The 20,153-nt window shown below is 52.0% G+C and carries 13 protein-coding genes; 12 read left to right on the top strand and 1 reads right to left on the bottom strand.

Going from position 1 to position 20,153, the window contains the following annotated elements; all coding sequences use genetic code 11:
• The first annotated feature begins 179 nt into the window (after positions 1-179).
• From parC to IE055_RS07970, 3 genes are all read left to right on the top strand, one after another.
• The gene (gene parC, locus IE055_RS07960) at positions 180-2,444 is read left to right on the top strand and encodes a DNA topoisomerase IV subunit A (RefSeq protein ID WP_189399595.1); all 2,265 of its coding nucleotides are present in this window, start codon (positions 180-182) and stop codon (positions 2,442-2,444) included.
• A 63-nt stretch (positions 2,445-2,507) separates the two neighbouring features.
• The gene (gene tal / locus IE055_RS07965; RefSeq protein WP_189399597.1) at positions 2,508-3,449 is read left to right on the top strand and encodes a transaldolase; all 942 of its coding nucleotides are present in this window, start codon (positions 2,508-2,510) and stop codon (positions 3,447-3,449) included.
• A gap of 63 nt (positions 3,450-3,512) precedes the next feature.
• Complete coding sequence (locus tag IE055_RS07970; RefSeq protein ID WP_229794196.1) at positions 3,513-3,911, top strand: VanZ family protein; 399 nt, start codon at positions 3,513-3,515, stop codon at positions 3,909-3,911.
• On the opposite strand, the gene IE055_RS07975 is transcribed toward IE055_RS07970, so the two are convergent.
• Complete coding sequence (locus IE055_RS07975; RefSeq protein WP_189399599.1) at positions 3,908-5,122, bottom strand: Nramp family divalent metal transporter; 1,215 nt, start codon at positions 5,120-5,122, stop codon at positions 3,908-3,910. The two genes, IE055_RS07970 and IE055_RS07975, sit on opposite strands and share 4 nt — an antisense overlap.
• 185 nt (positions 5,123-5,307) lie before the next feature.
• Between IE055_RS07975 and IE055_RS07980 the strand changes: the two genes are divergently transcribed.
• From IE055_RS07980 to IE055_RS08020, 9 genes are all read left to right on the top strand, one after another.
• Positions 5,308-5,937 (top strand): TetR/AcrR family transcriptional regulator, encoded by a 630-nt coding sequence (locus IE055_RS07980; RefSeq protein WP_189399601.1) that lies wholly within the window; start codon positions 5,308-5,310, stop codon positions 5,935-5,937.
• Positions 5,938-5,962: 25 nt separating this feature from the next.
• Positions 5,963-6,598 (top strand): adenylyl-sulfate kinase, encoded by a 636-nt coding sequence (gene cysC / locus IE055_RS07985; RefSeq protein ID WP_189399603.1) that lies wholly within the window; start codon positions 5,963-5,965, stop codon positions 6,596-6,598.
• Between the two features lie 79 nt (positions 6,599-6,677).
• Positions 6,678-7,865 (top strand): sulfate adenylyltransferase, encoded by a 1,188-nt coding sequence (gene sat, locus IE055_RS07990; RefSeq protein ID WP_189399605.1) that lies wholly within the window; start codon positions 6,678-6,680, stop codon positions 7,863-7,865.
• A gap of 128 nt (positions 7,866-7,993) precedes the next feature.
• Positions 7,994-10,225, top strand: coding sequence for a S9 family peptidase (locus IE055_RS07995; protein ID WP_189399607.1), 2,232 nt, complete (start codon positions 7,994-7,996; stop codon positions 10,223-10,225).
• A gap of 206 nt (positions 10,226-10,431) precedes the next feature.
• Entirely contained in the window at positions 10,432-12,669 is a 2,238-nt protein-coding gene (locus IE055_RS08000; protein ID WP_189399609.1) for a PQQ-dependent dehydrogenase, methanol/ethanol family, read from the top strand.
• Positions 12,670-12,698: 29 nt separating this feature from the next.
• On the top strand, positions 12,699-14,783 hold the full coding sequence (locus IE055_RS08005) for a TonB-dependent receptor (RefSeq protein WP_189399610.1): 2,085 nt from the start codon (positions 12,699-12,701) through the stop codon (positions 14,781-14,783).
• Complete coding sequence (locus tag IE055_RS08010; protein ID WP_189399611.1) at positions 14,783-16,249, top strand: flavin-containing monooxygenase; 1,467 nt, start codon at positions 14,783-14,785, stop codon at positions 16,247-16,249. The genes IE055_RS08005 and IE055_RS08010 overlap by 1 nt, the downstream gene beginning before the upstream one ends.
• Positions 16,250-16,321: 72 nt before the next feature.
• Positions 16,322-17,986 (top strand): AMP-binding protein, encoded by a 1,665-nt coding sequence (locus IE055_RS08015; RefSeq protein ID WP_189399613.1) that lies wholly within the window; start codon positions 16,322-16,324, stop codon positions 17,984-17,986.
• A gap of 139 nt (positions 17,987-18,125) precedes the next feature.
• Positions 18,126-19,925: an acyl-CoA dehydrogenase gene (locus IE055_RS08020; RefSeq protein ID WP_189399615.1), complete on the top strand. Its 1,800-nt coding sequence runs from the start codon at positions 18,126-18,128 to the stop codon at positions 19,923-19,925.
• Positions 19,926-20,153: the final 228 nt, after the last annotated feature.

Here is a 20,153-nt window from a genome sequence, read left to right on the forward strand (position 1 = left end):
TCAATCCGGTGCGACTACGGGGGGAATTTGCCGCTAAACTTTAAATTGGCATTGCTGATTGCTGACGGTTTGAGTAGTCTTCCTGTTGCTAATTGCTCGGCGCAGTAGGACACATTAAACAGTCGTCAAAGCCCGAGTCGAGTCTCAAATAAAAAGCATACCCGGATACTGAATACTCTATGAGTACACATCTCGAACAACAACCGCTAGCGGAATTCGCTGAGCAAGCCTACCTCAATTATTCGATGTACGTGATACTGGATCGAGCCCTACCGTTTATCGGTGATGGTCTCAAGCCAGTGCAGCGGCGGATCGTGTATGCGATGTCCGAATTAGGCCTGCATAACGCAGCCAAATACAAGAAATCGGCACGCACCGTTGGTGATGTGCTCGGTAAGTTCCATCCGCATGGTGACAGCGCTTGTTACGAAGCCATGGTGTTGATGGCACAACCATTCAGCTATCGTTATCCCTTGATTGACGGACAAGGTAACTGGGGGTCGACTGATGATCCCAAATCCTTCGCAGCCATGCGGTATACCGAATCACGTCTAGCCCCGTATGCGCAGAGCTTGTTGTCAGAGTTGGGGCAAGGTACTACGGATTGGCAGCCAAATTTTGATGGCACGATGCAGGAGCCAACCAATTTGCCTGCGCGTCTGCCGAATATCTTGTTGAATGGTGGCTCCGGAATTGCGGTTGGTATGGCCACCGACATTCCGCCGCATAACGTGCGTGAAGTGGTCGATGCTTGCGTGCACTTGATTGAAAACCCCAAAGCCACAGTGGCGGACTTGTGCGAGTTTGTTCAAGCACCTGACTTTGCGACCGAAGCAGAAATCGTGACGCCGCGTGCGCAGATTCACGAGATGTACGAGACTGGAAACGGCTCGGTACGTCAACGTGCCGTCTACTCAATGGAAGACGGTAATATTGTGATTTATGCCTTACCGTACCAGTCATCTGGTTCTAAAGTGTTGGAGCAGATTGCACAGCAGATGCAGGCGAAAAAATTACCGATGGTGACCGACCTGCGAGATGAGTCGGATCAAGATAACCCCATTCGCTTGGTCGTGGTGCCACGCTCTAACCGAGTTGACGTAGAGTCCTTAATGAGCCACTTGTTTGCCACCACGGATTTAGAAAAAAGCTTCCGCGTCAACATGAATATGATTGGACTCGATGGCCGACCGCATGTCTACAATCTGCGCGAAACGCTAAAAGAGTGGATCACCTTCCGGCTGCATACCGTGCGTCGACGTTTGCAATACCGCTATGACAAAGTCGTTGATCGACTGCATATTTTAGAAGGCTTGTTAGCGGCGTATTTGAACATTGATGAAGTGATTGAAATCATTCGTAGTGAAGATAAACCGAAGCCGGCATTGATGGCGCGTTTTGGTATTTCTGACATTCAGGCGGATGCGATCCTCGATCTAAAGTTGCGCAATTTGGCCAAACTCGAAGAAATGAAAATTCGCGGTGAACAGGACGAGCTCGAGAAAGAGCGGCAGCGACTTGAATTGTTGTTAGGCTCCGACGCACGATTGAAAACCCTGGTTAAAAATGAATTGCGTGACGACGCCGAGGAGTTCGGCGATGCGCGCCGTTCACCCTTGGTGGAGCGCGATGTTGCCAAAGCCATCGATGCCAGTGAGTTGGTTCCAAGTGAAGCAATCACCGCAGTATTATCGACCCAAGGCTGGATTCGTGCCGCCAAAGGTCACGACATCAATCCGCGTGAGTTGAGTTACAAGTCTGGTGATGGCTACGCCAGTTCTGCGCGCGGTCGATCTAATCAAATGCTGGTGGCACTGGATTCCACTGGACGTACATACGCCGTGCCAGCCCATAAGTTGCCGTCTGCGCGTGGCCAGGGTGAGCCGTTGACTAGCAGCGTCACTCCGCCATCGGGCGCGACCTTCAAAGCCATCATGATGGGCGCGGATCAAGACCAATATGTCATGCTGAGCGATGCGGGTTATGGGTTTATTTGCGCTGTCGAAAACATGCTCACCAAGAACAAGAAAGGTAAGGCCACGTTGAGCGTACCCAAGGGAGCACACGCCCTGCCGGCACTGCCAATTGCCGAGTTGGATCAAGTGTATATCGCGGTAGTAACAACCTCGGGTTACTTGACGATCTATCCGGTTACTGAACTTCCTGAGCTGGCTAAAGGCAAGGGTGTTAAACTGATCAATATTCCGTCCAAGTTGTTAAAAGCGCGCGATGAGTATGTGTTAGGGGCTACGACCTTCAAACGGGGGCAACATGTGCTGGTGCATGCTGGCAAGCGCTATCTGCGACTAAAAGGGCAGGACCTTGATCATTATATGGGCGAACGTGGCAAACGCGGACGCAAACTTCCTAAGGGTTTCCAGGCCGTAAAAGCGATCACAACTGAGAAGGCGTCTGCGACGCCAGACGAAATTCAAATTGACTAAGAATCCGAGTGGCTGCGCGAGTAAGCGTGCTTAAGCTCTGGGTTCACAACGCATAGAAAACGTATGAACAAACTACAACAACTCCGAGAAATGACCGTCGTTGTGGCGGATACTGGCGAACTGCCTGCGATTGAAGAATACAAACCGCAGGATGCCACCACCAATCCGTCCCTGTTACTGAAAGTGGCGATGGACTCGAACTACGCACCGATTATTGATCGTGCTATCGCCAAAGCCAATGGTGATTTGGTCGACGCGGTGGATAACTTCGGCGTCGATATCGGCTGCGAGATTCTAAAGATCATTCCCGGTCGTGTGTCGACTGAGGTGGATGCACGTTTATCGTTCGACACTGACGCAACCGTGGCAAAAGCTAAGAAGCTGATCGCGCTGTATCAGGCACGTGGGATTGAGCGTGAGCGTGTGTTGATCAAAATTGCGTCAACCTGGGAAGGTATTAAAGCCGCCGAGCAACTGGAAAAAGAAGGTATTAATTGTAATCTGACCTTATTGTTTAGTTTTGCACAAGCCGTGGCTTGCGCCGAAGCCGGAGTGTTTCTGATCTCGCCGTTTGTCGGTCGCATCATGGATTGGTACAAAGCCAATGGCGGTCAGCAAGAGTACGCACCGTTGGAAGACCCCGGCGTGTTGTCGGTCACTCGGATTTATAATTACTATAAACAACACGGTTACTCGACCATTGTGATGGGGGCGAGCTTTCGTAACACAGGTGAAATTGAAGCACTGGCCGGCTGCGATTACCTAACTATCGGTCCAAACTACTTAGAAGAATTGCGTAGCGATGACGGCGAGTTGGTGCGTCAATTGTCGACTGAAAGCACCGGCGATCCACAAACAAAATTATCATTGGACGAAGCAACTTTCCGCTGGATGCAGAATGAAGACGCCATGGCGACCGAGAAATTGGCGCAGGGAATTCGCGCCTTTGCAGTGGATCAGGTCAAGCTTGAAACCCTAATTAGCGAACGCATGAACGCAGCTTAGGATTTGCTTCGTCGAGTGCGCAGAGATTCTCTCAGCAGCACTCGACGATCGCGTTAACGCTGCATGCGAATTCCACAACTTCTGGTTCACAAGCTGGTGTCGCTGTTAGCCTGGGTCAAAGCCCATGCGCTCCTTTGCTCACTCGGGCTGCTGGTGGTGATCACGGTCTTGTCATTGACCCCATTGCCACAATTGCCTGAGATGCCGGGCACCGATAAGCTGCATCATTTTATCGCTTATGCAGCGCTGATGTTTCCGGTGGCTTTCGCTCAATTGCGCCACCGAGTTTGGCTCGCGTTGGGCTTCTTTGTCTGGAGTGGCAGTATCGAATTGATTCAACCTATGGTAAATCGCTATGGAGAATGGCTGGATCTGGCGGCCAATGGGTTGGGCTTATTGCTTGGCTATCTGATTGCGGTGTTGATGCGTCGATGGCTAGCTATCGACGAGTCTGTGGTTTAAATATGACCCAGCACGCTTAGGATAGAACGCGCGCCGAGCACAATGGTGATCAGCAAGATGATCACGCCCAACAGGTTACTGATGACGCCATTTCGGTGAACGCCTAGCAGGGTCCGTTGGTTCAGTGCATACAACAAAAAGCCAGCAATAATGGGCAGTAACAGACCATTAGCAAACTGCGCCAGCAGTATCAGCTTGATTGGCTTAATTCCGGCCAACGCAAACACCGTTCCGATCAGCAACACTAGGCAACAAAGTCCACGAAACAGCGTGCTGCGCACGTCGGATGATTGGCCACTCAACTCGGTCAGTGCAAAGGCGGTAGCCAATGGGGCAGTGATGGCGCTACTGAGGCCAGCGGCCAAAAGGCCCAGCCCTAACATGTATTTGGCCGCGCTGCCAAATAGTGGTTCTAACTGAATTGCCATATCGGCCGCGCTTTGAACATTGATGGCGTGTGCAAACATGCTGGCTGCGGCAGTCGATACGATCAGGATCGCAACTAACCCGCCCAAACTAATCGAGACTATCGTGTCTGTGCGTGCGTTGGGTAAATCGTCGACGCCGTGCCAACGTGCCTTGCTCGCAGCCGCGTGTAGGAATAAATTGTATGGCACCACCGTGGTGCCGATCAGTGCAACCACCGTAAGCAGGCTGCCGTCTGGAATTTTGGGGTTAATCAAACCGAATACCAACGCGGAAAAATCGGGTCGTGTTGCCCAGAAACTGATTAAAAAAGCGATACTCATTAGTGTCACCAAACTCAGCAAAAGGCGCTCAATTAGTCGGTATTTGCCGAGCAATAGGATGCTCGCGGCGGCTCCCGCCAGCCCAAGTATGATCCAGTTGCTCGCGCTCGGCGAATCAGTAATAACGCCGGCACCGAGGGCTGCACCGGCCAGATTGCCTGCTTGATACGCTGAGTTGCCGCCGAAAAGTGCGATGAACAATAGAATGATCAATGGCCATTTCCATGGAGACGCACGTAATGCGTTATGTAGAAACTCTCCCAGTCCCTGCTGTGTCACGGTGCCAAGGCGTGTGCTCATTTCTTGAAACACGATGCAGGCTAGGGTAGCAAACAGCAGAGCCCAGAGCAGAGCATATCCATAGTTGGCGCCCGCTAAAGTGCATGCTGTGACGGTGCCGGGGCCAATAAATGCCGCGGTCACCATAACGCCCGGGCCAAGTGTGGGAAGTTTAAGTCGCATTCTTGTTCGTATGTTGTCAATCTGAGCCAGACTACATGGTAGCTCGAATGCTGTAAGGGTAACAGTCCGATAGTTCAGTCACGCTATAGAAAGAAAACGACTAATAATATGGGCTTATAAGCAGCAAATAAAAAATAATCTATAAACCTATAGAAAAAATGATGCATCTGGCTATAATGCGCCGCATGTCTAGCATTGATACCCCATTTGAACTGCACTCCACGTCGACGGCGGCAGGAACAAAATACGCGCGCAAAAAGGTTGCGGCCATCGCGGCGGCGGCGCAGGTATTCGCAGAAAAAGGGTTTCATGGCGCCACCACGCAAGATATTGCGACGGTGATGGGCATTAAACAAGGCAGCTTGTATTACTACTTCAAGTCAAAAGAGCAGGCCTTGCAGGACGTTTGTGAGTATGGGTTTGAAAACTATGTGCAGCAGATGGAAAAAATTTGCGGTAAAGCGCAACCGTTTGAAGCCAAGATGCAAATGATTATTACTTCGCACCTCACCACATACCGACAAAAAAATAACGCAATGAAAGTTCACAACGATCAGCGTCTGTACTTGCCGAAAGAGCGACGACAACACCTGAAAGAACTGGGAACACGGTATCGCCAGATGCTCGAGAACACGTTACAGGAAGGTGTGCAGCAGCGAACTATTCGCGCTGATATTGACACGCATTTTGTTGCGTACTCGATCATTGGCATGTGCAACTCATGGGGCGCTTATCTGGTGCGTGATGAGTCGCTTGATCTTTTTGACACAATCCAGCAGTGCGCAGACCTAGTTTTGCGCGGTGTACTGAATTAATACTTTTAACCGATTACAAACTATTATGAATACTCCGACCACACCGCAAGTCGCAACCAACGTCACCTGGCACGAAGGTGAAGTTACCCGTGCTGATCGTTTTAACCGTTTAGGCCAGAAGGGCGTGACACTCTGGTTCACGGGTCTGTCTGGGAGCGGTAAGAGTACCGTTGCAGTAGCCGTTGAAAAAGCGTTGCACAAATTGGGCAAGCTCAGCTACCGATTGGATGGCGACAATATCCGTCTAGGGATCAATAAAAACCTGGGCTTCTCAGCCGAAGACCGCACCGAGAATATTCGTCGTATCGGGGAAATTTCCAAGCTTTATTGCGACACCGGCATCATCACCTTAAATAGTTTTATCAGCCCCTACCGTGAAGACCGAGATCAGGTTCGTCGAATTCATGAAGAAGGTGGTTATAACTTTATCGAAGTCCACGTTGATTGTTCGCTGGCCTGTGCTGAGCGACGCGACCCGAAGGGGCTGTATAAAAAAGCACGTGCCGGCGAAATAAAAAACTTTACTGGGATCGATGACCCTTATGAGCCGCCATTGACCGCAGAAATCACCTTGCATACCGACAAAATGAGTCTGGAAGAAGAGGTGGAAATCATTCTGAATTATTTGCAAGAGCATCGTTACTTGATTCTGTACAAGTAAGCTCTGTTGACTAACCAATTTAACGCAGCTGTGCCCGATTTTCACAGCTAAAGCCACTGATTATTACTCGGAGATTACCGTGATTAAACCTCATGGGGCAGATGCCCTGATGCCATTGTTTGTTGTCGACCCCGCTGAGCGCGATGCACTGGGTGCGGCTGCGCAAGACTTTCAGCAAGTGTTGGTTAGCTCCGCCACTGCGGCCAATGCCGTGATGTTGGGCGGCGGCTACTTTACCCCATTACAAGGTTATATGACTAAAGCGGATGCGCTGTCCGTCGCTGATTCGATGCGCACCACCGATGGCGTATTCTTTCCTGTGCCGGTATTAAACCTATTGCCAGAAATCAACGCGCAAGTTGGTGATCAGATCGCCCTGCTTGACCCGAATGTCGAAGGCAACCCGGTCATTGCAGTGCAAACCATTTCGGCTATCGATGAGTTAACAGAGCAAGAATTGATGCAGGTGGCGCAAGCGGTGTATGGCACCACCGATGCCGCACACCCGGGCGTGGCCGCCTTTTTAGCGCAAGGTCGTTATGTGGTTGCTGGTGAAATTCAGGTATTGAACTTTAGCTATTTTGAGACCGAATTCGCCGAAACGTTTCGTACTGCGGTGCAAATTCGTGCTGAAATTGAAGAGCGTGGCTGGAATAAAGTAGTGGCATTTCAGACCCGTAACCCAATGCACCGCGCGCACGAAGAGTTGTGCAAAATGGCCATGGAAGCGACCGACGCAGATGGCTGCGTGATCCATATGCTGCTCGGCAAATTGAAGGAAGGCGATATTCCTGCCGACGTGCGCGATGCGTCTATTCGCGAGATGGTGAAAAACTATTTTCCGGAAAATTCAGTGATGGTCACTGGTTACGGTTTTGATATGTTGTATGCCGGCCCACGTGAAGCGGTTCTGCATGCGCTGTTCCGCCAAAATATGGGCGCCACGCATTTCATCATTGGTCGTGACCATGCCGGAGTGGGCGATTATTATGGTGCCTTCGATGCACAGACCATTTTCGATACCGACGTGCCCGAAGGCGCGTTGGAGATCGAGATTTTTCGTGCCGATCACACTGCTTACTCGAAGAAGTTAAACAAAGTAGTGATGATGCGCGACGTGCCCGATCATGCGTTTGAAGACTTTGTGATTTTATCCGGCACCAAGGTGCGCGAATTGCTTGGCAACGGTATCGCACCGCCACCCGAATTCTCGCGTCCGGAAGTGGCCAAAATTTTGATGGACTATTATCAAAAGCTAGACGCCTAAACCAAACGAGTAAAAATCCCCACCAAGCGTGGGGATTTTTTTCGTGCTAGTCCCAGCACGTTGCATGCTTGGGCTTTGCATCCCCATGCTCTACACTAGTCCGCATTCAATGTAATCGGACAAATCTCATGCAACATCTCTTGGCATTTTTGCTGCTACTTAGTGTCAGTGTCAGTGCGTTTGGTCAGACGCCGCTCAGTATCGAACGTATTTTCAGCTCGCCCTCCTTGGATGGTTCTGCGCCGCGCACATTGGCGATTTCACCGGATGGGCAACGCGTAACCTTTCTGCGTGGCAAGCAAGACGATTACGAGCGCTACGATTTATGGGCGTATCAGATCGAGTCCGGCAAGACGGAGATGCTGGTAAATTCAGACGATCTGCATCAGGGTGATGAGCAGTTGTCTGACGAGGAAAAAGCACGCCGGGAGCGTTTGCGTTTGTCGGGCAGCGGCATTGTTGATTACAGCTGGTCCAGCGATGGTAAGGCGCTCTTGTTTCCCCTTGCTGGAGATGTGTATTACTACCAACTGGCGGATGGCAAACGAGCGGCGAGCGTGAAGAAACTACTCGATACGCCAGAGTTCGAAACCGACATTCAGTTGTCGCCCAACAGCACGTATATCTCCTTTATTCGTGATCAGAATTTATATGTTCTGAACATTGAGACCGGCAAAGAAACCGCAATCACGCGTCAAGGCGGCGGTCACATTAAATACGGCATGGCGGAGTTTGTTGCGCAGGAGGAGATGGGGCGATTAACTGGCTACTGGTGGTCGCCAGACGAGCGGCACATTGCGTTCACGCGAGTCGATGAAGCCCCCGTGGAGGTGATTACGCGCAGTGAAATCTACGCCGATTCGATTGAGATGATCGAGCAAAAATACCCCTTGGCCGGGACCGACAACGTCGATGTGCAGTTAGCGATTCAGAATGTCTCGTCCGGTAAGCGTCAGTGGATTGATCTGGGTAAGGAGAAAGACATTTATCTGGCACGGGGCGAATGGGCCAAAGACAATGTGCACTTCACCTATCAAATCCAATCGCGCAATCAGCAGCAATTAGTGCTGTGGGCCTTCAATATCAACACTGATCAACAACGGCCGCTGATTACCGAAACGAGCGATACCTGGGTAAATCTCCATAAAGCCTTGCGATTCTTGGACGACCAGGCACATTTTATCTGGGCTTCGGAACGCGATGGGTATAAACACTTGTACCTCTATCATCTGCAACATGGTTTGGTACGACAGCTCACGCAGGGGGACTGGGTGGTGACCTCGCTGGATGCGGTGGATGAAACGAATCAGCAGGTCTATTTCAGCGGCCGCAAGGACTCCGTGATCGAGAACCACGTTTACCGGGTTCCGTTGGGTGGTGGTGAGGTCGTGCGCGTGAGTCAACGTGATGGGTTCCACTCCGTTAAGTTCAGTGAGAATGCGCTGATTTATGTCGATAACTTTTCGACCATTAATTCGCCACCGCAGGTCAGCGTGCATCAGGCGAATGGCAAACAGCTAACCTGGTTGGCCGAAAACGCGATCAATGCCGAGCACCCATTAGCACCTTACCAAACGCAATGGGTACAGCCTGAGTTCGGCACACTCACCACGCAGGACGACGCACGGCTTCATTACCGTTTATACAAGCCTAAAACGATCAAACACAAACACCCAGTGATTGTGTTTGTCTACGGTGGGCCGGGCGTACAAGTCGTGACGAACAAATGGTACGGTCAGCGTGGTTTGCTGATGCAGCATTGGGTCAACAAGGGTTACGTCGTCTTCTCAATTGATAATCGTGGTTCGAAATATCGCGGTAAAGCCTTTGAAGACCCCTTGTACCTCAAGATGGGTGAGGTCGAAGTGCGAGATCAAATAGAAGGCGTTAAGTTTTTACGCACATTGCCTTACGTGGACCCGCAGCGAATTGGTATTTACGGACACAGCTATGGCGGGTATATGAGCATTATGAGTATGTTCAAAGGCGCAGACTATTTTGCCGCTGGTGTTGCCGGTGCCCCAGTGACAGATTGGCGGCTCTACGACACCCATTACACAGAACGTTACATGGGCGATCCACGTCAGGTCGATGATGCGTACACGGCCGCTTCAGTGTTTCCGCACGCTGACGGCTTAGGCGGGCCGCTGTTGATTTACCATGGGATGGCCGACGACAACGTGCTGTTTACGCATGCGACTATGCTGTACAAGCACTTGCAGGATAGTGCGATTCCGTTCGAGTCGATGGACTACCCTGGTAAGAAACACAGCATTCGTGGCAAGAACACACAGATTCATTTGTTTTATACGATTAGCAATTTTTTCGACCGCAATTTACGGCCAGATATGGTCGAATAACGACGGTTGCAGCCTACAGCGCAGGTCTGGATTTGTATCGCTTAATACAATCTAATGGTCATGATGCTTTCAAAATAGGAAATGCAGGTGCTATGATTCTGGACAGACCATCAGCTAAAAGATGGCAATTTCCAACGTTATCGAGAGAGAGACGGGACTGAATTTATCCTCGACTTTGCTCGCTAGCGCATCAGCGGAGGCACAGTATGGCGGAGAGAGGCGCGCGATTAATCGCGCTTGTATTGGTATGGTTGGTGCTGGCAGCGTGTGCGCCTGAAGAACCGGTAGCAGATAATCCTGGGACCCAAACAGAGATCGTAGCCAAAGGCAGTGACGCGCACCTGCAACAGGTGACGCAGGTCAGCCAGTCGCAACTGGAGAACGCGCATAGTCAATCCGCAGATTGGTTAAGTTACGGCCGTGATTATCGAGAAGATCGCTATTCACCGCTCACCCAAATTAATCAACAAACTTTGCCCGACTTAGGTCTAGCGTGGGCCTTAGATTTGGGTACCAAGCGGGGCATTCAAGCCACGCCGGTCGTGGTCGACGGCATCATGTTTGTGACCGGGCCATGGTCAGTAGTCTGGGCCATCAATACGCGTGATGGTCAGATACTTTGGAAGTACGATCCTGACGTCCCGCGTGACATCGCCGCTCGACTGTGTTGCGGTGTGGTCAATCGTGGTGTGGCGATCTATCAAGGCGATGTCTTCGTCGGCACACTCGACGGCCGATTGATTTCATTAAACGCCACTACCGGCAAGCCAAATTGGTCCGTACAAACGGTGCCGACCGGTGAGTTTTATTCGATTACCGGCGCACCGCGAATTGTGAAAGGGCGCGTGCTAATCGGGAATGGTGGCGCAGAATTTAAGGCGCGTGGTTACGTCACGGCTTATGATGCCGAATCGGGTGAGCAGGCCTGGCGGTTTTACACCGTACCCGGCAACCCGGAGGCTGAGTTCGAACATCCGGATCTGGCAGCAGCAGCACAAACCTGGAACGGTGAGTGGTGGCAGCAAGGCGGCGGCGGTACCGTCTGGGATGCCATCAATTACGATCCAGAACTGAATCTGGTTTACATCGGCGTCGGTAATGGTTCACATTGGAATCGTGAAATTCGCAGCCCCGGTGGGGGCGACAACCTGTATCTGTCCAGCATTGTGGCGTTGGACGCCGACACTGGAGCATACCGCTGGCATTTTCAAACCACACCGGGCGACAGTTGGGATTACACGGCCACGCAGCCAATTATTCTTGCCGATCTTGAGATCGATGGTGCGGCGCGCAAAGTGCTGATGCAAGCACCTAAAAATGGCTACTTCTACGTGTTAGATCGCATCACCGGTGAGTTTATTTCTGGTGATAATTACGTGTATCAAAACTGGACCACGGGACTGGATGACCAAGGGCGCCCAATCGAAGCACCGGGTGCACGTTATTTGAGTGGTCAGTCGCATTGGCTCACACCAGGCCCACTGGGTGGTCATAACTGGTTTCCGATGGCGTTCAATCGCGATACGGGGTTGGTTTACATCCCAACGGGAAGGCAGTCGATGGCCTACACCTACAATCCAGCGATCGGGTACGCATCGCACGAAGCGATTGCAGGGCGCACTGGAGCCAATATTAGCTTAGAAAGCAAACTCTACAATCCGCCGTTGTTTGACCCGAATGCCCCACCTCCGGGGCAACGGAGCGGTCGCTTAATCGCGTATGACCCTGTACAGCATAAAGAAGTTTGGGGTGTGGATCAGCCATTTTTCTACAATGGTGGTGTGTTAACCACGGCTTCGGGCTTGGTCATGCAGGGTGATGCTGAGGGTATGTTCACCATCCGTGATGCGACCACTGGAGAGGCGTTATGGCAGGCCGATGTGCGGTCTGGGGTATTAGCACCACCGGTGACGTATGCAGTCGATGGTGAGCAATACATTTCTCTGGCGGTCGGTTGGGGCGGCAGCCAGGGTATGCTAGCAAAGGCTGTGCCGATCTTGGCGCCGGGCACAATTTACACCTGGAAAATCGGTGGTAATGCCATTGCGCCGTCGCGATCAACCGACTCTATCAAGCCGATAACTACCTTGCCCAGCACCGCTGACCCGCTGACAATCGGGCGTGGTGTTAGCAGTTTCCTGAACCTGTGTTCCAGTTGTCACGAACTGGGACTGGGCGGAGGTGCAGTGCCGGATCTTATTCGCTCAGATGATGGTGTGTTTGCGATGTACGAGCAAATTTTGCAGCAGGGTGTTTTTGCCGAGCAGGGTATGCCCAGTTTCGCCGATATTTTGGAGCCGGGTGAGGTTGACGAGATCAAGGCGTACGTGTTGTATCATGCAAAGCGCGTCCGTGAAGGTGCGGATATGGTCACCCTGATGACTGAATTGGCTGGTTTGCAGTACCAAGCTGATGCTGCCGCGCCGCCCCAAGAAGAACCATAATCTAACCCATAGGCTCCCAAACTAAGCTCATGCAGTGTTCGAAAATTTGTTTGCCGTTGGTCATGGTCACCAGCAGCGTCGCAGCGTTTGCACAATCGAGTGACGACAGTCCTTATTCTGCGCGTCCGCTGGAAGAAGTGGCGGTGATCAGTCGCCGAGTGGCGACCCCGGTAGTTGATCTGCCCGCGAATGTGTCGGTACTTGGTAATCAGCGTTTACGTGAGCTCAGTGCGGTACACATTCAGCAAGCGCTAAGCCAGATCCCCGGCGTCAGTATGCAGCGCGGGAACGGGCAAGAGTCACTTCCGGCGATTCGATCGGCGGTGCAAACTGGCGCTGGAGCGTGTGGCAGTGTGTTGGTGATGGAAGAAGGCATTCCGGTGCGCGGTGCGGGCGCATGTAATGTGAATGAATTATTCGATACACATTTCGAACAAGCAGCGAGTCTGGAAGTGGTGCGTGGTGCGAATTCTGCATTCTATGGCAGTAACGCCTTAAACGGCAGCGTTAATGTGGTGTTGTCGCCTGATGTTTCTGACCATGTGCGCGTCGAACTCGGTTCTCACAATTATCGACGCCTTGGCGCGGCGACCAGTTATCAGACCGCTGGAGACTCCCTTGGTGCGTTGTTTTTGACGCTCACCGACGATGGTGGATATCGGGATGAGGCAGGCTACGATCAGCGCAAGCTGAGTTGGCGACACCAACATCGGCTTGACGATTGGACAGTCAACATTGGTGCCACTATGACGCGACTTGATCAGGAGACAGCCGGGTTTGTTATTGGTGAAAACAGCTACTTGGATGCGCGTCTTGCACGCCAAAACCTAGACCCGGAAGCCTACCGTCACTCGCGCTCTGCGCGTGCTTGGCTGGGCGCGACGCGTCAACTCACTACCGACGACGAAGTCAACGCCACACTGTATATTCGAGACACGTCGATGGAATTCCTGCAACACTTTCTGCCTGGTGATCCGCTGGAAGAAAACACACAGACCGGCTTTGGTTGGCAGTCGGTCTGGCGCCATCAGCAGTCGGCCTCACTCCAGTGGGCAATGGGGTTTGATGGTGAATTGAACGCGCTGACCTTAACCCAGTCTCAAGCCGAGCCGACACCGGGGTCAGACTTCTTGCGCGAGACCATCCCGACCGGAATTCACTATGATTATGAGGTGGACGCACGGCAACTGGCACTATTCGGTCAGATGGAGTGGCAGCTGACCGAGACACTGGGTGTGGTAGCGGACCTGCGCTGGGAATCGATGCACTATGACTACGACAACCTGACATTGGCCGGCCGTACGCGTGACGATGGTTCTGAGTGCGGTTTTGGCGGTTGTCGCTACAGTCGGCCAGCAGATCGACGAGATCAGTTTCAGCATGTTTCGCCCAAGCTCGAATTGCGTTATCAGCCAGATTCGCGTTGGCGCTGGTCGATGCGACTTGCGGATGCGTTTAGAGCCCCCCAGGCAACGGAGCTATACCGTTTGCAGCGCGCACAAAACGTGGCCGAGCTGGACGTGGTGAATGCGTTAAGTACTGAGTTTGCCGTGCGTTACACGTCAGATCAATTGGTGGCATCGTTGGTCGCGTTCGACGCGCAATTTAAAAACCTGATTATCCGCGACAGCGATTTTTTCAACGTGGATGGTCAAGCCGTGGACAGTCATGGTTTGGAGCTGGCCGTACAATGGCAAATTAATTCAGCGTGGCAATGGTCTGTAAACGGCAGTTGGGCGACACATCGTTATGCGTCTGAGCAACTGGTCGGCGAAGTGAACCTGAACGGTAATCTAGTCGATACTGCACCGAAGCAGTTTGGTAGTACGCAGCTTGGTTGGTCACCCAACACCGGTTTTTCGATGCAGGTTGAGTGGCAACATATGGGCGACTATTTTACCGACCCTGAAAATGAGCATCGCTACCCGGGGCATAATTTGCTACACCTGCGCAGTCAGCTCAAGTTGAATGAAACATGGGCGCTCTCCATGCAGTTGAACAACGTGTTGGACAAGCGGTATGCGGAGCGTGCTGACTTTACCAGTTTCACTGGAGATCGGTATTTCCCAGGTCAGCCTCGATCTGTCTATTTTAGCTTGGAGTGGCACCACTGATGCACAATGAGTCAAGTAACCCTTACGACGTTGTTATTATTGGCGCTGGCTTCGCCGGCCTTTGTATGGGTGTGAAACTGCGCGAAGCCGCCCTCCAGAACTTTGTCATTTTAGAAAAGGCGGACGATCTGGGTGGTACCTGGCGTGAGAATACCTACCCGGGCGCGGCCTGTGACATTCCATCTGCACTTTACAGTTATTCGTTCGCGCACAACGCGGGCTGGGAATCAATTTGGTCCGGCCAAGCGCAAATTTTAGCGTATCAGCACGCCGTGGCGGAGCAGCATAAACTGGCGCCGCACATTCGGTATGGGCAACATATTAATGCCATACAGTTTGACGCCGACCAGGCTGTGTGGAATGTGACCACCATCGATGGTACGCAGTATCAGGCTCGGCATGTGGTGTCTGCGGTTGGTCAACTGCATCATCCGTCGGTGCCAGATATTACGCACGCCGCGGCCTATACTGGCAAGTGTTTCCACTCCGCCGAATGGCGGCATGACCTCGACCTTAAGGGCAAGCGGGTCGCGGTGATTGGCAATGCCGCCAGTGCGGTTCAGTTCATTCCGAAGGTGGCTGAACAGGCAGCAGCGTTGACGGTATTCCAGCGCAGTCCAAATTGGATTTTACCGAAGGTGGATCGCCACTATTCGCGCTGGGAGCAACGACTTTCGGCTCGGGTCCCGACGATTACTAAACTTTATCGTTGGGCTATCTGGGCCTTGGGTGAGTACGTGTTGTTCCCAGCGATCCAGGGTAAGCCCATGCGTCGCTGGCTCATAAAGCAATTGTGTTTGCGCAACTTACGACGTGCTGTGAAGGATCCCGAATTGCGGCATAAGCTTACACCAGACTACCCCGTAGGTGCTAAACGAGTCCTATTTGGGGATCAGTATTTTCCAGCGTTGACGCGCGATAATGTGACGCTGTGCACGGATCCTGTTTCCGAGTTCACCGAAACCGGCCTACGAACCAAGGCTGGACACGAGATAGCATGCGACGTTGTAATCTATGGCACGGGCTTTAGGACCAATCCGTTTCTAGCCGACATTGAAGTGCTTGGCCGAGACCAACAGCGACTGCATTCCGCGTGGGCGGATGGTGCCCATGCCTACCTTGGTATTTCAACGCATGGCTTTCCTAATCTACATTTTCTCTATGGGCCGAATACCAATCTGGGGCACACCTCGATTCTGATTATGCTTGAGGCGCAAGCGGACTACGTGATTCGCTTGATCACGCACCAGCAGAAATTGGGTCAACTGTGTGGTGAAGTGCGAGTTGCGCCAGAAACCGAATTTAATGCCGAGGTGCAAGGACGTATGCAGTCATTAGCGTTTAGTGAGATTGATACTAGTTGGTATATGCATCATGGCAAGATAACCAACAATTGGGTCGGCGGCACGCGGGAGTACCAACGGCGCTTAGCGGCATTCAACCCGGATGACTACCAGTTTTCGTGAGTCAACAAATCGTGTGGTGCGCGTACTATAAGAACAAAAATGATCTACCAAAATGCAGTGAGGAGTAAAAGTATGTCAGAGCAGTCAAAACCCTGGGAATTTATCTATCGAGACGCTGGTGTCAGCGTGCCGCCGTTCGATGAAAAGGCATTAAGTCTCTATGTTGAGGAGTTTGCGTCGAGTATTCCGGATTTCCCAGCCTTGAAGTTTTACTCACGTGATATGAGTTACCGGGAACTTGATCAGTTAGCCAATAAGATGGCCAATGTGTTGACTGGTTTGGGGGTTTCTAAAGGCGATGTGGTTGGGTTTCACATGCCGAATATTCCACAATATGTAATTGCCTTATTAGCTGTGGCAAAGATTGGCTGTGCCGGTTCTGGTGTGTCGCCGATGCTGGCCCCGAGTGAGTTAGCGTATCAGATACAAGATGCCAACATCCGTGTCATGGTGTCTCTGGATGCCTTGGCCAACGCTAGTCTGGCCGGCATGGAAACAGTGCCGGAATGTCTCCAAACCGTGGTGGTGACCGGTGCGACCGACTATCTGCAACCGGCTGAATTTGACCTGCCCGAGATTGGCGGGGTAGCTATGGTTCGTATGCTATCCGAGATGGCACAAGCAAGTGATGAATTTGCGCAACGACCGGTAGATTGGAACGACACGTTTTTGGTTCAGTACACGGGTGGCACAACCGGGCGACCTAAGGGGGCGATGCTGTCAGTGCGAAACATCGTTCGCTGCCCAGTGACGCAATACGCGTTTACGCATCGAGAGGCCGGTAAGGATGTCTTTTTGACCCCATTCCCCATGTTTCATATCGCTGGTGTCGGTGGTGCGGTGAGTGGTTTGCGTTCCGGCTTGTGCGGTATTTTGGTGCCCGATCCTAGGGATCTGGACTATATCTGCCAGCAGCTCAAACAGAATCCACCGTCGATCTTTGGTGCGGTACCGACGTTGTATCAAATGCTGTTGCAAAAAGAAGAATTCCACCAGATCGATTGGTCCAACTTGAAAATGGCGGTATCCGGCGCGGCACCGCTGACCGCTGATGATCGTCGCAAAATTGAAGCGGTGATCGGCAAAGATAAAGTTTGCGACGCGTTTGGTATGACGGAGACATCGCCGGTCTATATCGTCAATCCGCCACATCGAATAAAACCTGCTGCACTTGGCATTCCAGTGCCGGGCGCAGACGTGAAAATCGTTGATGTGGAAACCGGGACCCGCGAGATGCCGGTGGGCGAGGCCGGTGAAATTATCACTTCTGGGCCACATGTCATGAAGGGCTATTTAAATTTGCCGGAGGAGTCCGCCAAGGCCATGCGCGAGCTTGACGGCAAGACTTGGATGTACACTGGCGATGTCGGCTATATGGACGATGAAGGGTATGTCTACATCGCCGATCGTGCCAAAGATATGCTGATTGTTGGTGGTTACAAAGTTTTCTCAGTGGAGGTCGAAGATAAGCTAATTACTTTGGACTTCGTGGCGAACTCCGCGGTGGTTGGTAAGGCGGATGCTGAGCGCTCAGGTAATGATATCGTGGTGGTCTTCGTTGAGCTGTCGCCCGAGCACGCCAACCGAGATCCTCAAGAGCTCGAAACCGAGCTGGTGGCATTTTGTCGCAAGCATATGTCGCCGTACAAAGTACCGAAGGAGGTGCACTTTGTGGATGCAATTCCTCTAACGAACATTGGGAAAATTGATAAAAAAGCGCTGCGGGCGCAACTATAACGTGTCCTTTCGCACACTTGTTGGCGGTGAAAAGGTCAAGACTCGCACATAAGTTGGTGTGAAATGTCATAGGCGCTGGCGAGTCGAGTTTTTACAATAATGGCCCGAGCTTTAATTTCGAATTCAGTGAGAAGAATGTATGTCTACCATTATTAATCGACGCGACCTGGACTTTTTGATGTATGAAACGCTGGGCTTGGATTCAATCCTCGCCACTGAGCGTTATCAGGATTATGACCGCGAGGCCATCGCTGCGATTCTCGACCTGGCACAGTCGGTTGCGGAAGAACAGTTTCAACCGTTTGCCGGTCACTTGGATGAAAACGAGCCTAAATACGTCGATGGTAAGGTCGAGATCATACCCGAGGTGAAACAGGCTCTGGCGGCGTACCGCGACGCGGGTTTGTTCCTCACTGGCTATGACCAGGATCTTGGCGGTATGCAATTGCCTTGGGTTGTGCATCAGGCATTGAACGGGATGTTTGTGACTGCCAATACCGGTGTGTCCAGCTATGCCTTTCTAACGCAAGGTGTCGCGAATATGCTGCATGCTTGCGGTTCGGAGCCGCTTAAAGCAAAGTATCTACCCAAACTGGTCGAAGGCGAGTGGTTCGGCACCATGTGCTTGTCCGAGCCGCAAGCGGGTTCCTCGTTGGCGGATATTCGCACCAAGGCTGAAAAGCAACCCGATGGCAGTTATCGAATAACCGGCACGAAGATGTGGATTTCGGGTGGCGATCATGAAATGACCGATAACATCATTCACATGGTATTGGCGAAAGTTCCTGGTGGTCCGGCAGGGGTAAAAGGCATCTCATTGTTTCTGGTACCCAAGCATCGCGTGAACGATGACGGTACCATCGGTGACAACAACAATATCGCCCTGGCTGGCCTGAATCATAAAATGGGGCACCGTGGCACCACCAACTGTCTATTAAATTTTGGTGAGAGCGGCGACACCATCGGTTACCTGGTTGGCGAGGAAAACCAGGGTCTGGCAAACATGTTTCACATGATGAACGAAGCACGGATTGGGGTTGGTGCTGCGGCCACGGTAATTGGCTTAGGTGGTTATTTGTACTCGCTGGACTACGCCCGTAATCGACCTCAGGGTCGACATCTAACCAATAAAGATCCGAATACGCCAATGGTGATGATTTCGGAGCACGCGGATGTAAAACGCATGCTGCTCACTCAAAAAGCCTATGTTGAAGGCGCGCAGGCGCTGATCCTGTATTCGGCTAAATTACTGGATGAGCAGAAACTGGCGACCACTGATGCTGAGCGAACGCGTGCCGCGTTGCTATTGGACTTGTTGACGCCGATCTGTAAATCCTGGCCGTCGGAATTTTGTCTCGAAGCCAACAAGCTGGCGATCCAGATTTTGGGTGGTTACGGTTATACTCGCGAATACCCAGTTGAGCGCTACTATCGAGATAATCGCTTGAATCATATTCACGAAGGCACGCACGCGATACACGGCCTGGATATTTTGGGTCGCAAAGTGCGGATGCACGACGGGGCGGCATTAAAAGCTCTGGCCGAAGAGATTCAGCAGAGCCTCACTGCGGCGCAGTCTCATCCTGAATTAGGTGATTACTGCCAACAGCTTGCAGCGGCTTTGTCTAAAGTAGAGGCAACGTTGGGGGCGATAGGTAAGGCCCCTGATATGACACTGGCCCTTGCCAATGCAACCGCGTTCCTTGATGCGATGGGGCATGTTGTGATTGCCTGGATGTGGTTAAAACAAGCGCAGGCCGCGCTCGATGGCTTGGCCAAGAGTGGTGCGCACGATCAACCTTTCTATCACGGGAAGCTGGCGGCTTGTAAGTTCTTCTTTAAATACGAACTGCCCACTGCGATTGCCAAATTCGATCTCGTGGCTGAATTGGACGATACGTTCGTACAGATGGCAGACACGCAATTTATCGGTAGTTGACCCACCTCACCTCAGTCGGGGGTACCCGCGACTGAGGTGTACGGTTCGCCCGTGTAACCAAATAATTAGGAATCGACGGGCTTGGCGCTTTATGTGGGGCGACTGACACATCGAATGTGCTCGAGTTGGCCGCCGCGGCAAGAATGACATTGCGACAGTATTGCCGCCAAGCAAAGAGGTCGTGCAAAACCTGTGAACCTGTCAAATTTGTAATACCTCTCGTTCACT

The organism is Arenicella chitinivorans (assembly GCF_014651515.1).
GTDB classification, from domain to species: Bacteria; Pseudomonadota; Gammaproteobacteria; order Arenicellales; family Arenicellaceae; genus Arenicella; species Arenicella chitinivorans.

Coding starts and splice junctions, on each gene's coding strand:
- parC (WP_189399595.1), top strand. CDS start 180: ATGAGTACACATCTCGAACAACAACCGCTAGCGGAATTCGCTGAGCAA.
- tal (WP_189399597.1), top strand. CDS start 2,508: ATGAACAAACTACAACAACTCCGAGAAATGACCGTCGTTGTGGCGGAT.
- IE055_RS07970 (WP_229794196.1), top strand. CDS start 3,513: ATGCGAATTCCACAACTTCTGGTTCACAAGCTGGTGTCGCTGTTAGCC.
- IE055_RS07975 (WP_189399599.1), bottom strand. CDS start 5,122: ATGCGACTTAAACTTCCCACACTTGGCCCGGGCGTTATGGTGACCGCG.
- IE055_RS07980 (WP_189399601.1), top strand. CDS start 5,308: ATGTCTAGCATTGATACCCCATTTGAACTGCACTCCACGTCGACGGCG.
- cysC (WP_189399603.1), top strand. CDS start 5,963: ATGAATACTCCGACCACACCGCAAGTCGCAACCAACGTCACCTGGCAC.
- IE055_RS07995 (WP_189399607.1), top strand. CDS start 7,994: ATGCAACATCTCTTGGCATTTTTGCTGCTACTTAGTGTCAGTGTCAGT.
- IE055_RS08000 (WP_189399609.1), top strand. CDS start 10,432: ATGGCGGAGAGAGGCGCGCGATTAATCGCGCTTGTATTGGTATGGTTG.
- IE055_RS08005 (WP_189399610.1), top strand. CDS start 12,699: ATGCAGTGTTCGAAAATTTGTTTGCCGTTGGTCATGGTCACCAGCAGC.
- IE055_RS08010 (WP_189399611.1), top strand. CDS start 14,783: ATGCACAATGAGTCAAGTAACCCTTACGACGTTGTTATTATTGGCGCT.
- IE055_RS08015 (WP_189399613.1), top strand. CDS start 16,322: ATGTCAGAGCAGTCAAAACCCTGGGAATTTATCTATCGAGACGCTGGT.
- IE055_RS08020 (WP_189399615.1), top strand. CDS start 18,126: ATGTCTACCATTATTAATCGACGCGACCTGGACTTTTTGATGTATGAA.